Origin of the sequence: Lachnospira hominis (ex Liu et al. 2021) (genome assembly GCF_014287955.1) — a bacterium.
In the GTDB taxonomy this organism is placed as follows: Bacteria; Bacillota; Clostridia; order Lachnospirales; family Lachnospiraceae; genus Lachnospira; species Lachnospira hominis.
On the sequence record NZ_JACOPD010000004.1, the window covers coordinates 246,432 to 262,342 of the forward strand.

The following is a 15,911-nucleotide window of genomic DNA, read 5'->3' on the forward strand; positions in this document are numbered from 1 at the left end:
GGAGTTGTAAAACTATGAAAGTTTCGTATAAAGATATGGAGTTGTATGCCATAACTGATAACAGATGGCTTAATGGAAGAAAATTAAGTGAAGTTGTTGAGGATATTTTAAATAATGGTGCAACTTTTTTACAGCTGCGAGATAAGGAAGCAACACATGAAGAGCTTGTTGCAGAGGCTAAAGAACTTAAAGTGATTGCAGCAAAATATAAAGTTCCGTTTGTGGTTAATGATGATGTGCTTGCTGCAAAGGAAGCTGATGCCGATGGTGTCCATATCGGACAAAGCGATACCGCTTATGAAGAAGCAAGAAAGATTCTTGGACCTGATAAGATTATAGGTATGACGGCGAAGACTGTTGAACAGGCACAAATGGCTGAAAAACTTGGTGCTGATTATATAGGTACCGGGGCAGTATTTCATACAAGTACCAAAACGGATGCAAAAGATATGAAATTAAAAACACTTGTTACAGTTGCGGACAGCGTTGATATGCCTGTTGTTGCAATTGGCGGTATAACCTATGATAACATGGACAAAGTCAAAGATACGGGAGTTTCCGGAATTGCAGTTGTTTCGGCTTTGTTTGGTGCAGATAATCCGGGAGCAGCGACTCGTAAGATGAAAGAAAAATGCGATAAGATATTTAATTATAATCCGCGTAATATAATTTTTGATATGGACGGTACGCTTCTTGATTCAATGCCTTACTGGAGACATCTTGCGAGAGAGTATGCATTAAGCCATGTGGAAAGTTTGCCAGATGATTTTGATAGTATGACTTATACGATGGATATGGTAGAGTGCGGAAAATATTTTCAGGATGTACTTGGGATTAATGTTCCATATGATAAAATGCAGGAAGAAATACTGGGGATAATGGGAGAACATTATAAGAATGATATTCCTATGAAACCCGGCATGAGAAGGCTGTTGATTACAGAAAAGGCAAATGGAAGTACGATGAGTATATTTACCAATTCAGATATAAAATGTGCACAGGATGCAATGGAAAGGCTGGGACTTTCAGATTGTTTCCGCTTTATGACTACATCATACATTATAGGAATTAATAAAAAATATCCGGAAAGTTATATAAAAGTCTGCGATATGATGGGATGTAACCCCTGTGATATTTATATTTATGAGGATGTCCTTCACGGCGTCGAAAATGGTAAAGCAGCTGGATGTAAAGTTATTGCTGTATATGATGAAGATTCAAAAGACCATTGGGAAATAATAAAAAATACAGCTGATGATGTAATTGATATCCAGCAGAGGGAGGAATCATGAAAAAGAAAGTTGTAGTTGGAATGTCAGGAGGCGTCGATTCGTCAGTGGCAGCATATCTTTTAAAAGAGCAGGGATATGATGTCATTGGTGTTACAATGCAGATATGGCAGGACGAGTCACAGGAACAGATAGAGGACAACGGAGGCTGCTGTGGGATTACGGCGGTCGATGATGCAAGAAGAGTAGCGATGCAGCTTGATATTCCTTACTATGTTATGAATTTTAAAAATGAATTCAAGAAAAATGTAATAGATTATTTTACTGATGAATACATTCATGGAAGAACGCCAAATCCATGTATTGCATGTAACAGACATGTAAAATGGGAATCTCTTTTAAAGAGAAGCCTTGAAATAGGTGCAGATTGTATCGCTACAGGACACTATGCAAGAATAGCACAGCTTGAAAATGGCAGATATGCGATAAGAAATTCAGTAACTGCAAAAAAAGACCAGACATATGCTTTGTATAATCTCACACAGGAACAGCTGTCACATACGCTTATGCCGGTCGGTGATTATAATAAAGATGAAATAAGAGCTATCGCAGAAAAGATAGGTATTCAGGTAGCACATAAGCCTGACAGCATGGAGATATGTTTCGTGCCTGACAATGATTATGCAGGATTTATTACACGCGAGACAGGATATGTGAGCAGACCTGGTAATTTTGTCGATTTACATGGCAATATTCTTGGAACACACAAGGGTATAATTCATTATACAGTCGGACAACGAAAGGGGCTTGGCCTTGCAATGGGACATCCTGTTTTTGTTGTTGCGATAAGACCGGAGACAAACGAAGTCGTAATCGGTGAAAATGATGATGTATTTTCAACAAAACTATATGCAAATAATATTAATCTCATGTCAGTTGACAAAATTGAAGAACCAATACGTGCAAGAGCTAAAATCAGATACAGCCATGAAGGTGCTGACTGTACAATACGGATGGCTGATGACGGACTGCTGGAGTGCGTATTTGATGAAAAACAGAGAGCTGTAACGCCGGGACAGGCACTTGTAATATATGATGGAGACTATGTTTTAGGAGGAGGAACAATAATATGAAAATATCAACAAAAGGAAGATATGCAGTAAGACTTATGCTTGATCTTGCCATGCATAATACAGGAGAAGCAGTAAGCATAAAAGATATATCAAAGCGTCAGGGGGTATCTGATAAGTATCTTGAGCAGATTATTTCTGTTCTTAACAAAGCAGGATATGTGCGAAGCATAAGAGGTGCACAAGGCGGATACATGTTAAAGAAAGATCCTAAGGATTATACTGTAGGCATGATTTTAAGGCTTACTGAAGGTTCACTTGCACCTGTATCGTGTGTTGATGATGACGATATGGTATGTGAAAGAGAAAACGGCTGTGTTACGTTTTATGTGTGGAAAAAACTGAATGATGCAATTAATGGAGTTGTCGATTCGATAACACTTGCGGATTTAGTAGAAATGCAGATGCAGATGAGCGATAATTACGTCATTTAAAAAATATATAAAAATTTTCATTTTTTTATTGACATAAAAAGTGAAAATTGTTATATTATGGTTAATTCATAGCAAACCACTATGAAAACAAGGATATTAATAATTAAGAATATAACAGCGATGTTTTAATTACTCGCGGAAAAGAGGAATGTTATGGCAAAGAAAGCATACAAAGACAGAGATTTAAAATTTGAAACATTACAGCTTCATGTAGGACAGGAAACTGCAGACCCGGTTACAGATGCAAGAGCAGTACCTATTTATCAGACATCATCATTTGTATTCCACAATTCACAGCATGCGGCTGACCGTTTTGCGTTAAAGGATGCAGGTAACATTTATGGCAGACTTACAAATCCTACAGAAGATGTTTTCGAGAAGAGAATGGCTGCTCTTGAAGGCGGTGTCGCAGCTCTTGCTGTAGCATCAGGTGCAGCAGCTGTTGCTTATACAATTCAGAATCTTGCATTTGCAGGTGACCATATCGTAGCCGCAAAGAATATTTATGGTGGTACATATAACTATCTTGCACATACAATCGTTGATTACGGTGTTACTACAACATTCGTTGATCCTCTTGATGTTAAGAATTTTGAAGATGCAATCCAGGATAACACAAAGGCTCTTTATATCGAGACACTTGGCAATCCTAATTCAGAAGTTGCAGATATTGAAGCTATTGCTAAGATTGCACATGCTCACAACATTCCGCTTGTAATCGATAGCACATTTGCAACTCCATATCTTGTTCGTCCATTTGAATATGGTGCTGATATCGTTATTCATTCAGCAACTAAGTTTATCGGCGGACACGGTACAACAATCGGTGGTGTAATTGTTGATGGCGGTAAGTTTGACTGGAAAGCATCAGGCAAATTCCCACAGTTTACAGAGCCTAACGAAAGCTATCACGGAATCAGCTTTGTTGATGCAGCAGGCCCAGCAGCATTTATTACAAGAATTCGTGCCATTATCCTTCGTGATACAGGTGCTACAATTTCACCAATCCATTCATGGATTTTCCTTCAGGGACTTGAGACACTTTCATTAAGAGTTGAGCGTCACGTTGAGAATGCATTGAAGGTTGTTGATTACCTTTCAAAGAATCCGTTGGTAGAAAAAGTAAATCATCCGGCAGTTACGGATGACCCTGAACAGCAGAGACTTTATAAGAAATATTTCCCTAACGGCGGCGGCTCAATTTTTACATTTGAAATCAAGGGTGATGCTGAGACAGCTAAGAAGTTTATCGATAATCTTGAATTATTCTCACTTCTTGCCAATGTAGCCGATGTTAAGTCACTTGCTATTCATCCGGCTTCAACAACTCATTCTGAGCTTAACGAAGCAGAGCTTCTCGATCAGGGAATCAAGCCTAATACAATTCGTCTTTCAATTGGTACAGAAAATATTGATGATATTATTGAAGACCTTGACGAAGCATTTAAGGCTATTTCAGAATAAGATTCTGACCGGGACATTTTATCGTAATAATTGAATATTTAGTCTTGTCTTATAAAAACATATGTGATAATATGTACTCAAATATTGAAAAGACTTTGACGGAAAGAGTAGTGTATTTAAGCCATACAGAGAGGATTACATCTGCTGAGAGTATTCCATGAAACTGATTACATGAAAACCACTCCTGAGTTGTATGCGAAAGATTACCGGTTGGTTCCGTTTTCCCAAGCATTACCGCATAGCTGCGTTAAAGGTGTAAGGAATATGTGTTAGTATTCCGTGAGTGAAAGATAAGGTGGAACCGTGTTATATGCACCCTTGGTTAAGCATTTAAGCTTGACTTGGGGTGCTTTTTTCAATATTAATTTTTATTAATTTAAGGAGCAGAGTTAAAATGGTAAATTTTAAAGAAGATGAAAATTTAAAAACACTGAATCATTCATGTGCACATTTGATGGCACAGGCTGTAAAGCATCTTTATCCTGATGCAAAGTTCTGGGTAGGACCTGTTGTTGCAGAAGGTTTTTACTATGATATCGACCTCGGAGACAGAGTTATAAGAGATGAGGATATTGCAGCTATAGAGAAAGAAATGAAAAAGGTTGCAAAGACAGGTAAGAAGATTATCCGCCGTGAGATTTCAAAACAGGAAGCTATGGAACTTTTTAAGGATGATGAATATAAGATTGACCTTATTTCAAACCTTGAAGACGGTACTATTACATGCTACGATCAGGGAGATTTCACAGACCTCTGCCGTGGACCTCATGTTGATAATGTAAAGCTTTGCCGTAACTTCAAGCTTATCAAACATTCAGGCGTTTACTGGAAGGGTGACAGCAAGAATAAAGTATTGCAGAGAATTTATGGTGTATGTTTTCCTACAGCAGAGGAACTTGAGGCTCATCTTGCACTTCTTGAGGAAGCAAAAGAGCGTGACCACAGAAAAATCGGTAAGGATATGCAGCTTTTCATGTCTGATGACCTTATTGGACGCGGTCTTCCGATGTTCCTTCCAAAGGGTTATGTAATATGGCAGGAACTTGAAAATTATATCAAGGCAAAAGAAAGAAAGAATGGATATCTTCACGTAATGACACCTTGTGTTGGTACTGTAAACCTTTATAAGACATCAGGCCACTGGGATCATTACAAAGAAAATATGTTCCCTGCAATGGAAGTTGAAGGCGAATCATTCGTATTAAGACCTATGAACTGTCCTCATCACATGATGATATATGCTAACAGAATGCACTCATACAAGGATTTACCTATAAGAATAGGTGAGATTGCACACGATTTCAGATTCGAGGCAAGTGGTACACTTAAAGGTATCGAGAGAGGCAGACATTTTTGTCAGAATGATGCACATCTTTTTGTTACACCAGAGCAGATTGAAGATGAGTTCAAGAAAGTAGTTGATCTTATTTTCAGCACATACAAGGATTTCGGAATCACAGATTACCGCTGTGTACTTTCACTCAGAGACCCTGAGGACAAGGTAAAGTACCATGATGATGATGAGATGTGGAATAATGCAGAAAACGCTCTCAGACGTGTTCTTGATGATATCGGAATTGAGTATACAGAAGAAATCGGTGAGGCTGCATTCTACGGTCCTAAGCTTGATGTAAATGTTAAGCCGGCTATCGGTAACGAATATACACTTTCAACATGTCAGCTTGATTTCTGCCTTCCGGCTAAGTTTAATCTTTCATATATTGACAAGGACGGCGAGAAAAAGACACCTGTTGTACTTCACAGAGCTATTCTTGGTTCTCTTGACAGATTTATGGCATATATACTTGAGGAGACAAAGGGTAACCTTCCGTTATGGCTTGCTCCTGTTCAGGCAAGAGTTATGCCTGTAACTACAGATAACGAAGAACTTGTTGCATATGCACAGAAAGTATGCGACGCACTTGAAGCTGAGAACGTAAGAGTAGAGCTTGACGCAAGAGCAGAAAAACTCGGATATCGTATGCGTGAAGGACAGGTTCAGAAAGTTCCATACCTTCTTGTAATCGGTAACAATGAAAAAGAAGAAAATACAGTATCTTACAGACTTCACGGTGAGCAGAAAACTACAACGGTATCACTTGATGAATTTGTCGAAAAAGTTAAGACTCAGATTGCAACAAAGGCATTAGAGATTAACTAATACGTATGTCTTTATGAAAGCCCTGCCTTTTGAGCAGGGCTTTTTTGATAATAAATCAGGAGGAGTTATGGGCAGATATATTATGGCACTTGACCAGGGGACAACAAGCTCAAGGTGCATTTTATTTGATAAAAAGGGAAATATTATATCAAAATCATCAAAAGAATATGAACAGATTTATCCGAAAGAAGGCTGGGTTGAGCACAATCCGATGGAGATATGGTCATCACAGCTTGGTGTTGCCATTGAAGCTATGGCAATGGTTAATGTTCCGGCAGATGATATTGAAGCAATAGGAATTACAAATCAGAGAGAAACGACAATTATATGGGATAAAAAGACTGGAAAACCTGTATACAATGCGATTGTGTGGCAGTGCAGAAGAACAGCTGATTCAGTTGAAAAAATAATGCATGATGATAATATGGCAGATACTATCAAAAAAAAGACAGGGCTTATTCCTGATGCGTATTTCAGTGCGACAAAGATTGCATGGATATTGGATAATGTTGACGGAGCAAGAGAAAAAGCAGAAAATGGAGAACTTGCATTTGGAACAGTTGATACATGGCTTATCTGGAATCTTACTAAGGGAAAAGTTCATGCGACAGATTATACCAATGCTGCAAGAACAATGCTGTTTAATATTCATACACTTGAGTGGGATAAAGAACTTCTGGAATATTTTAATATTCCTGAAAACATGCTGCCGCAGGTTAAGCCATCAAGCTGTATATATGGTGAAACTGATAAATCAGTATTTGGCAGTTCAATTATAATTGCCGGTGCTGCAGGCGACCAGCAGAGTGCATTGTTTGGACAGTGCTGTTTTAATCCGGGTGAAGTGAAAAATACATATGGAACAGGATGTTTTTTGCTTATGAATACGGGAAATAATCCTATTTATTCAGATAACGGACTACTCACAACTCTTGCAGCCGGAAGTACAAAAGATAAACCTGAGTATGCACTCGAGGGAAGCGTATTTGTTGCCGGAGCAGTTGTACAGTGGCTCCGTGATGAATTAAGGATGATTAAAGATGCAGCATCAACAAAAGAGTATGCCATGAAAGTTGAAAATACGGCCGGAGTATATATTGTTCCTGCATTTTCAGGGCTTGGTGCACCATATTGGAATCCGTATGCAAGAGGAACGGTTGTGGGTCTTACAAGAGGTACAAAAAAAGAACATTTTATAAGAGCTGCACTTGAATCAATAGCCTATCAGGCTGATGATGTTATACGTGCAATGGAAAAGTCAGCAGATATTAAGCTTAGTGGACTTAAAGTAGATGGTGGTGCCAGTGCAAATGAGTTTCTTATGCAGTTTCAGTCTGATATAACAGGTGAGAGCGTAATACGCCCATCATGTATAGAGACAACAGCTCTTGGTGCAGCATATCTTGCAGGTCTTGCAACGGGATATTGGAAAGATAAAGATGAGATAAAGAAAAACTGGCGTCTTGGTGCAGAATACGATGCCCATATGAGTCCGGATGAAAGAAGAAAACTTCTTAAAAACTGGAAACATGCTGTTAATTCGGCTTTGTTCTGGGCAGAGGCAGCTGAGAAATAGTCCGTAGGTATGTGAGAATGTAATAATTAGTAAGAAAATCCGCTGGACAAATAATATTATTATTGCTATACTGTTTATAGTAACTATTGAACGTGATTATTTGGGGAGGGTAAGTCCTTTCACCGAAAAATTGGGATTTTGCTATGCAAAATAAGGAGGGTTTTTGGATGGAATTACAATTAGAGCATTTAAGCAAAACATATGGAACAGTTCAGGCACTTAAAGATATCTCTTATACTTTTAAGCCGGGAATATATGGAATTCTTGGTGCTAATGGTGCCGGTAAGAGCACGATGATTAATCTTATTACAGATAATGTCGCAAGAGACAAAGGAAGTGCCGGTGGAAGTATACTGTATGATGGTCAGGATATATTAAAGCTTGGCAGCAGATTCAGGGGCATAATCGGATATATGCCACAGCAACAGGGATTTTATGAGGATTTCTCGCCTAAAGCATTTTTAAGATATATGGCTGAGATAAAGGGAATAAAAGGAAAGAATGAAAAAGGGCAGACGGTAAAAGAACAGATTGATGAGCTTCTTGAAGTTGTTAATCTGACCGGTGTTGCATATAAAAAAATCGGTGGATTTTCAGGAGGCATGAAACAAAGAGTCCTTTTGGCACAGGCACTGCTAGGTGATCCTGATATTCTTATTCTTGATGAGCCGACTGCCGGTCTTGACCCTAAAGAGAGAATTGCAATCCGCAATTATATTGCAGAACTTTCACGCAATAAGATTATACTTTTTGCAACACATGTTGTAAGTGATATAGAATGTATAGCTGATTATGTTCTTCTTCTGAAGAAAGGTGAGATTATTGCAATGGGAACACCTGTAGAACTTATAGAGAAGATGCATGGAAAGGTAGCAGAGATTACATGTACTCTCGATGAAGTTGGCAAACTGCAGGAGAAGTATCATATTGGTAATATCAGACAGAGAAAGAATGGTATTGCATTACGCCTTGTTGGAGATGAGCTTCCGGATGAGGCTGTTATGGTTGATGAAAATATTGACCTTGAAGATGTTTATTTATATTACTTTGAATAGAAGAGGTGTTTGGTAAGATGAAGTTTGCTCATATAGCTGATTTACATATAGGTAAAAGAGTAAATGACTTTTCCATGCTTGAAGAACAAAGGTATATTTTTAAAGAAATAATTGAAATCATCAGACATGAAGATGCAGATGCTGTGCTGGTGGCTGGAGACATATATGATAAGTCACAGCCATCAGCGGAAGCTGTAGCATTGTGTGATGATTTTTTTTATTCTCTATCCAGGCTGGATAAGGATATTTTTATAATAAGTGGTAACCATGACTGTCCTGAAAGAATTGCATATGGTGCAAGACTTCTTGAAAATACAAAGTTTCATATAGCTCCTGTATTTAATGGCGAGATGAAAAGAACCGAACTTTTTGATGAATTTGGGAAGGTTAATGTATACATGCTTCCGTTTGTAAAACCTGTCGGAGTAAGAAAGTATATTGGCACAGCAGATAACTATACACAGGCGGTTAAAGCTGTCATTGACAAAGCTGATATTAATCAGGAAGAGAGAAATATTCTTGTTGCACATCAGTTTGTTACAGGTGCATTAAGATGTGACTCCGAAGAACTGACAGTTGGAACACTTGATAATGTGGATGCAACAGTTTTTGACAAATTTGATTATGTTGCACTTGGACATATTCACAGACCGCAATGTGTTGGAAGAGAAAGTATAAGATACAGCGGTTCGCCGTTAAAGTATTCATTTTCTGAGATTAATCATACGAAGTCTGTAACGATAGCAGATGTTGGAGACAATGATATTACAATAAAAACAGTACCACTGAAACCATTCCATGACATGGTTCATCTTAAAGGTGAATTTAAAGAATTGATGACGCCGGGCAGCCACATTTTTAATACAGATGATTATATATATGTTACACTGACAGATGAGCAGGATATACCTGATGCAATTGGAAGACTGAGAATATTATATCCGAATATAATGAAGCTTGATTATGATAATACAAGGACAAGAAAATATAATGATTCATTTGAGGATGATATTGAGCAAAGACAGGAAAAACAGCCAATTGAACTGTTTGAAGAATTATATGAACTTCAGAATAATCAGCAAATGGATAATGAGCAGAGAGAATATATCAATCATATAATAGAGGAGATCTGGGTATGAGACCATTATATTTGGAAATGTCTGCATTTGGACCATATGCAGATGTCACAAAACTTGACATGGACAAGCTTGGAAATAAAGGAATTTATCTGATAACAGGTGATACAGGAGCAGGTAAGACTACAATTTTTGATGGAATTACATATGCATTATATGGTGAAGCAAGTGGAAGTAACAGGACATCAGCAATGTTAAGATGCAGGTATGCCCGACCTGATATTGCAACATATGTTGAGATGGAATTTGAACTGCGTGGTGAAAAGTACCGTATAAGACGTAATCCTGAATACATGCGTCCATCAAAAAGAGGACAATCAGAAGGCAGGATGACAAAAGAACCGGCAAGAGCAGAAATCTCACTTCCGGATGGAAGCATAGTTACAGGGATTTCTAATGTCAACAGACAGGTTATTGAACTTATGGGTTTGGATAAAAACCAGTTTACCCAGATTTCGATGATAGCACAGGGTGATTTTATGAAGTTGCTGTTAGCCGGTACTAATCAGCGTATGGAGATTTTCCGTGAAATATTTAAGACAAAACCATATCTTGATTTACAGGAACGATTAAAGCAGGAATCACTTGAATTAGGGCGAAAAATGCAGGAATCATCAAGGATGATCAGTCAGTATATGTCATCAGTTATGCCGGATAGTGAAGGGTATGAGCTATCTACAGATTCAGAGATAAGTACAATTATTGCAAGGGATAAAATGCGTCTTGGTGGTCTTGAAGAAGAAAAGGCTGCAACAGACAGAAGAATAACAGAATTAGATGTTTATTCCGGTAAGCTTACACAAGCTGTCAATGTTCTTGAAAATTATAATAAAGCGAGCAATGATTTAAAAAAGTATGAAAAAGAATATAATAACGTTGAAGAAGAATATAAAACATATGATGAGCGTGCAAAGATAAGCAGCCGTATGGCACTTGAAGTGAGTGAGCATACAAAAGACCTTGAAAAATACAATAAGGCAGCAGACCTTAATCGGGATAACAGACAGCTGGAAAATGAGATAAAAAAAGAAGAAAATAATCTTATTGATGAATCTGAAAAGATGAAAAAAATGGTTGAAAAACTTTCAGAGTATGAGACATTGTATAAAAAACTTGATGATTGCAATGCAATGCTTGAGAAGGAAAATGCTGTTTATGAAAATTTGAATCAGCGAAGGCAGGTAATTGCAAAGGTTATTCTTAATTGTGATGCTGACAAAGAAAATATTAATAGTGCCTATAAATATGCAAAAAAATATAATGAGGCGGATGAATCATTAAAAAAACAGCAGATAAAATATACAATGCTTGAGAATGCATATTATGACGGACAGGCGGGAATTCTGGCTCAAAGATTAAAGGATAATGAGCCATGTCCTGTATGTGGTTCTACAGTTCATCCTGATATTGCAAAGCTTGCAGATGATATTCCTGATAAAGATACTCTGGACAATGAAAAGAAGAAAACAGATGAATTATCGAAAATACGTTCTGAACTCAGTTCAAAATCAGGAGTCGCACAAGGAAAAGCAGAAACTTCACATAGTACACTTTTGCTTGAATGGAATTCGATTTCCGGTGAAACTGTGCCGGGAACTATGGTTGAACAGACGCGTGCTATATCAGATGGTCTTATAAGGTATGAGAATGAAAATAATAATAAAATAAAAGAGAGTGAAAATAAGATTGCTGATATAAAAAGACAGGTGCTTCTAAAGCAGGAATATGAACAGACAATTACAGAATGTAAAGATAATATTGAAAAAAAGAAGCAATTTATTTCATCGCTTGAGAAATCTCTGGAAGTAAAAAAAGAGACGTTAAGACAGCAGACCGGACAATATGTTGAGATTGTAAAAATGCTTAAATATGAGGATATTGAAAAGGCTAAAAAAAAGCTTGAAGAAGAAATTGCGGCAAAGAAGTCTTTTGACGAGGAACTTAATAAGATAAAAAGTGATTATGATAATGCTAAGTTTAATTTTATTACATGCAGACAGCGTGCGGATGATTTGAAAAAACAGATTGAATCATTTGATAATATTGAGAATATTGAGCAGAAAGTCAGCGATTGCAACAGAAAAAGAAAAGAAAATGCAGACTTATCATCAAAGCTGGGAGAGCAGATTAATACAATAAAATTAAGAATAAGCACTAATACAAAGATTTTATCAGAAATTGAAAAAATTAATAAGAACATTGAAAATACAAGCAAAAAGTGGCAGATAGTAAATTCATTGTCTTCGACTGCAAACGGAACAATATCGGGAAAAGAAAAAATACTCCTTGAAACATATGTGCAGATGTCATACTTTGACAGAATTATTAAAAAAGCCAATATCAGGTTTATGATGATGACATCAGGAAGGTACGAGCTTGTAAGAAGTGTCAATCCTGAGAATTTACGCAGTCAGAGCGGGTTGGAACTCGATGTTTATGACCATTATAATGCTGTTGTAAGAAGTGTTAAGACATTGTCAGGTGGAGAGTCGTTTATGGCATCTCTTTCACTTGCACTTGGTTTATCTGATGAGGTTCAGTCGTCATCTGGTGGTATTCAGGTAGATACGATGTTTGTAGATGAAGGATTTGGCTCGCTTGATGAAGAATCTTTAAATCAGGCATTAAATGCTCTATGGCAGCTTGCAGATTCAAACCGTCTTATCGGCATAATATCACATGTTGGTGAGTTGAAAAACAGAATTGAGAACCAGATTATAGTAAAGAAAAAAAGAACCGGTGGAAGCGAAGCAGTTATAATAACTGGTTAGAAAAAATACAGGATTGTAATGATGTGGCTGCACATTACAGTCCTGTATTTTCATAATATTTATGGCTCTAAACTTTATCTGGTTGTAAAGTTTTAGAGACTTTCATCTTTTGGAAGACTTTGCATATATTCGTGCATTGATTCTGCAACAATTTTGCTGTGTGCAACTGCTTCAACAACAGTTCGTGCACCATTGACAACATCACCGGATGCAAATATTCCCGGGCGTGATGTATGTCCTGTCTCGTCAGCTTCAAGAAGTCCTCTTGCATTGGACTTTAATCCGTTTGTGTTGCTTACAAGACGATTCTGAGGTCCCTGGCTTATTGATATAATAACACTGTCAGATTCGTATAATGTTTCGGTTCCGTCCACTTCTGTAAAAGAACCATCATCATTTTCTATTACATCTTTAAATATTACACCATTGTCTTTGATTTCTATTGGCTTTTTATTATATTCAAACTGGACACCCTCAAGCTGAGCATAGCTGAATTCATAATGACTTGCTGCAACTTCTTTTGTAATAGAAAAGCATGTAAGATGGCGAACCCCTTTTCTTATGGCTGTTCTTGCAACATCCATGGCTGCATTGCCGGCACCTATTACGATAACACGTTCACCAAGCCTGTAGCTGTCGGGGTTATTAAGATAATTAATGCCAAAATGAACATTTCCGAAAGTTTCACCCTTAATATGGAGTGAATTAGGTTTCCATACACCTGTTCCAACGAAGATTGATTTGTAACCGTCACGGAATAAGTCATCAATGCTTATCGCACTTCCGATAAGCGTGTTAGGACGAATTTTAATTCCTTTTAACTCAAGGTGTCTGTATTCTATATCATCAAGTACGCTCTTTGGGAGTCGGAATTCTGGAATTCCATAACGAAGAACACCGCCTATTTTGTCTTTACCTTCAAAAATAGTAACCTGATATCCATATCTTGCAAGTATAATTGCAATAGTAATTCCGGCAGGACCGGAGCCTATGATTGCAACACGCATGCCGTTAGACTTTGCAGGACCATTTGTCATCATATTTGCATATGTTGTTGATATGTAATTTTCAATTGATGAAAAATGAACAGGAGCACCTTTTCTTCCGAGAACACAATGACCTTCACACTGTTTTTCATGATTGCATACAAGACTGCATACAGTAGTCAGAGGATTATTTTCAAAAAGCATTTTACCAGCTTCGTTTAATTTATTTTCCTTTAAAAGTCTTATTGCTACCGGGATATTGGTATTGATAGGACATCCTTTCTGACATTGTGGAACTTTGCATTGGAGACATCTGTTTGCCTCATCCATAACATGTAATGCCATGTAAAAACCCTCCTGATATAATTAATTTGTGCAGTCAAAAGCTTGTCCACACATATAAATAAAATCTTATTTAATATAATTATATGCCATATGTTTTAAAAATACAACGAAGATATTTATTTAACAAAGCTTGGTCATTTTTTAACAATGTTGGTAGACAATTTACGATAAACTGTAAAATACATAGTTGTAAAACATGCAATTCCGCCGATGAAATTAGAAACAGGTTCTGCCATAAACACACCGTTTACACCAAGATTTCCAATATGCGGTAGAATATATATCAGTGGAATTACGATAACAACTTTTCTGAATAATGAAAAGAAAACCGCCTGCTTTGAGCGTCCGAGTGCTGTGAATGTTGATTGTCCTGCAAACTGGAATGACATCATAAAAAATCCCTGAAAATATATATGCATGGATGTTACTGTAACATTCATAAGAGCCGGATTATCATTAAAAAGCAGAATAAGCGGCTTTGAAAAAAGCATTACCAGTATCCATGCGGACACAGTATAAATAAGCAAGGCAAAAGACATATAACGTATGGCTTTTTTAACACGTTCGGGTTCGCCGGCACCATAATTAAAGCTTATGATTGGCTGTGAACTGTTGGAAATTCCCTGAACAGGCATATGTACAACTTCACGTATTGAGTTAATAACAGTCATTGCACCTATGTATAAGTCGCCGCCCCATACAGAAAGAACAGCGTTGTTGACCATCTGTACGGCACTGTTTGTAATTGACATTGTAAAGCCTGAAAGTCCGAGTCCAAATATTTTCATTGTCCTTTTAAAGTTAGGTATAAGACAGTCTTTTTCAATTTTTATAATAGTTTTTTTACCTGTCAGAAATGTAAAAGTCCATAAGGCAGCTATAAACTGCGAAATAATGGTTGCGAGTGCAGCTCCTTTAACGCCCATTCCAAGGATGAAAATAAATACAGGGTCAAGAATCAGGTTGCATGCCGCTCCGATTGATACCGTCAGCATACCGGTTCTGGCAAATCCCTGTGCATTGATAAAAGAATTAAGACCAAGACTTGACATTACAAAAATTGTTCCGCAAAGATATATTGTTATATATTGATTTGCGTAGTCAAATGTTGCACTGCTTGCACCAAGAAGATATAACAGCGGTTTTTTGAAGATTAATCCTGTAACACCTGTAAGCAGCCCCAATATTATAAGAAGGGAAAATGAATTTCCGAGTAGCTTTTTGGCTTCATCTTCATTGCCTTTGCCTCGTTCAATTGAAAAGAGAGGTGCCCCGCCCATTCCAACAAGGTTGGCAAATGCAATTGTTACAGTACATATAGGAAATGCAACCCCAAGACCGGTAAGTGCATTAGTTGCATCATTTGGGATTTTACCTATAAAAATTCTGTCTATAATATTATAAAGAACATTAACGAGCTGTGCCAGTGTCATAGGTCCGGCAAGCCTAAGCATATGTCCTATGATACTTCCTTTTGAAAAATCATTTTCTTTTTTTGCATTGTTGATATCAGACATGATAACCCTCGATTCCATATATGTTTTAATGCTGTAAATATTTTATTATTTTAACACAGTTTTTGAATTTGTTTAATAAAAATTTTATTGACGTAGATTATGTAGTT

General features: G+C 37.3%; 11 protein-coding genes. 9 read left to right on the forward strand and 2 right to left on the reverse strand.

What is annotated here, in order from left to right; genetic code table 11:
* Positions 1–14: 14 nt before the first annotated feature.
* The 9 genes from thiE (at position 15) to H8S01_RS07255 (ending at position 12,956) form a co-directional block, all read left to right on the forward strand.
* A complete protein-coding gene (thiE, locus tag H8S01_RS07215; RefSeq protein WP_186836717.1) occupies positions 15–1,292 on the forward strand; it encodes a thiamine phosphate synthase in 1,278 nt (425 codons plus the stop codon).
* A complete protein-coding gene (gene mnmA, locus H8S01_RS07220; protein WP_186836765.1) occupies positions 1,286–2,362 on the forward strand; it encodes a tRNA 2-thiouridine(34) synthase MnmA in 1,077 nt (358 codons plus the stop codon). The genes thiE and mnmA overlap by 7 nt, the downstream gene beginning before the upstream one ends.
* A complete protein-coding gene (locus H8S01_RS07225) occupies positions 2,359–2,793 on the forward strand; it encodes an RrF2 family transcriptional regulator (protein ID WP_021866305.1) in 435 nt (144 codons plus the stop codon). Before mnmA ends, H8S01_RS07225 begins: the two co-directional genes overlap by 4 nt.
* Positions 2,794–2,946: 153 nt before the next feature.
* The gene (locus tag H8S01_RS07230) at positions 2,947–4,257 is read left to right on the forward strand and encodes an O-acetylhomoserine aminocarboxypropyltransferase/cysteine synthase family protein (protein WP_186836718.1); all 1,311 of its coding nucleotides are present in this window, start codon (positions 2,947–2,949) and stop codon (positions 4,255–4,257) included.
* Positions 4,258–4,651: 394 nt separating this feature from the next.
* On the forward strand, positions 4,652–6,418 hold the full coding sequence (gene thrS / locus H8S01_RS07235) for a threonine--tRNA ligase (RefSeq protein ID WP_186836719.1): 1,767 nt from the start codon (positions 4,652–4,654) through the stop codon (positions 6,416–6,418).
* Between the two features lie 67 nt (positions 6,419–6,485).
* The gene (gene glpK / locus H8S01_RS07240; RefSeq protein ID WP_186836720.1) at positions 6,486–7,994 is read left to right on the forward strand and encodes a glycerol kinase GlpK; all 1,509 of its coding nucleotides are present in this window, start codon (positions 6,486–6,488) and stop codon (positions 7,992–7,994) included.
* A gap of 167 nt (positions 7,995–8,161) precedes the next feature.
* Complete coding sequence (locus H8S01_RS07245; RefSeq protein ID WP_021866301.1) at positions 8,162–9,049, forward strand: ABC transporter ATP-binding protein; 888 nt, start codon at positions 8,162–8,164, stop codon at positions 9,047–9,049.
* A 17-nt stretch (positions 9,050–9,066) separates the two neighbouring features.
* Positions 9,067–10,188 (forward strand): exonuclease SbcCD subunit D, encoded by a 1,122-nt coding sequence (locus H8S01_RS07250; RefSeq protein ID WP_186836721.1) that lies wholly within the window; start codon positions 9,067–9,069, stop codon positions 10,186–10,188.
* Positions 10,185–12,956 carry an AAA family ATPase gene (locus H8S01_RS07255; protein ID WP_186836722.1) on the forward strand — a complete coding sequence of 924 codons (2,772 nt, stop codon included), beginning with the start codon at positions 10,185–10,187 and terminating at the stop codon, positions 12,954–12,956. The genes H8S01_RS07250 and H8S01_RS07255 overlap by 4 nt, the downstream gene beginning before the upstream one ends.
* Positions 12,957–13,048: 92 nt before the next feature.
* Here the strand turns inward: H8S01_RS07255 and H8S01_RS07260 are convergent, their stop codons facing one another.
* A complete protein-coding gene (locus H8S01_RS07260) occupies positions 13,049–14,287 on the reverse strand; it encodes an NAD(P)-dependent oxidoreductase (protein WP_186836723.1) in 1,239 nt (412 codons plus the stop codon).
* Positions 14,288–14,421: 134 nt separating this feature from the next.
* Entirely contained in the window at positions 14,422–15,822 is a 1,401-nt protein-coding gene (locus H8S01_RS07265; protein ID WP_186836724.1) for an MATE family efflux transporter, read from the reverse strand.
* Positions 15,823–15,911: the final 89 nt, after the last annotated feature.

Coding starts and splice junctions, on each gene's coding strand:
- thiE (WP_186836717.1), top strand. CDS start 15: ATGAAAGTTTCGTATAAAGATATGGAGTTGTATGCCATAACTGATAAC.
- H8S01_RS07225 (WP_021866305.1), top strand. CDS start 2,359: ATGAAAATATCAACAAAAGGAAGATATGCAGTAAGACTTATGCTTGAT.
- H8S01_RS07230 (WP_186836718.1), top strand. CDS start 2,947: ATGGCAAAGAAAGCATACAAAGACAGAGATTTAAAATTTGAAACATTA.
- thrS (WP_186836719.1), top strand. CDS start 4,652: ATGGTAAATTTTAAAGAAGATGAAAATTTAAAAACACTGAATCATTCA.
- glpK (WP_186836720.1), top strand. CDS start 6,486: ATGGGCAGATATATTATGGCACTTGACCAGGGGACAACAAGCTCAAGG.
- H8S01_RS07245 (WP_021866301.1), top strand. CDS start 8,162: ATGGAATTACAATTAGAGCATTTAAGCAAAACATATGGAACAGTTCAG.
- H8S01_RS07250 (WP_186836721.1), top strand. CDS start 9,067: ATGAAGTTTGCTCATATAGCTGATTTACATATAGGTAAAAGAGTAAAT.
- H8S01_RS07255 (WP_186836722.1), top strand. CDS start 10,185: ATGAGACCATTATATTTGGAAATGTCTGCATTTGGACCATATGCAGAT.
- H8S01_RS07260 (WP_186836723.1), bottom strand. CDS start 14,287: ATGGCATTACATGTTATGGATGAGGCAAACAGATGTCTCCAATGCAAA.
- H8S01_RS07265 (WP_186836724.1), bottom strand. CDS start 15,822: ATGGAATCGAGGGTTATCATGTCTGATATCAACAATGCAAAAAAAGAA.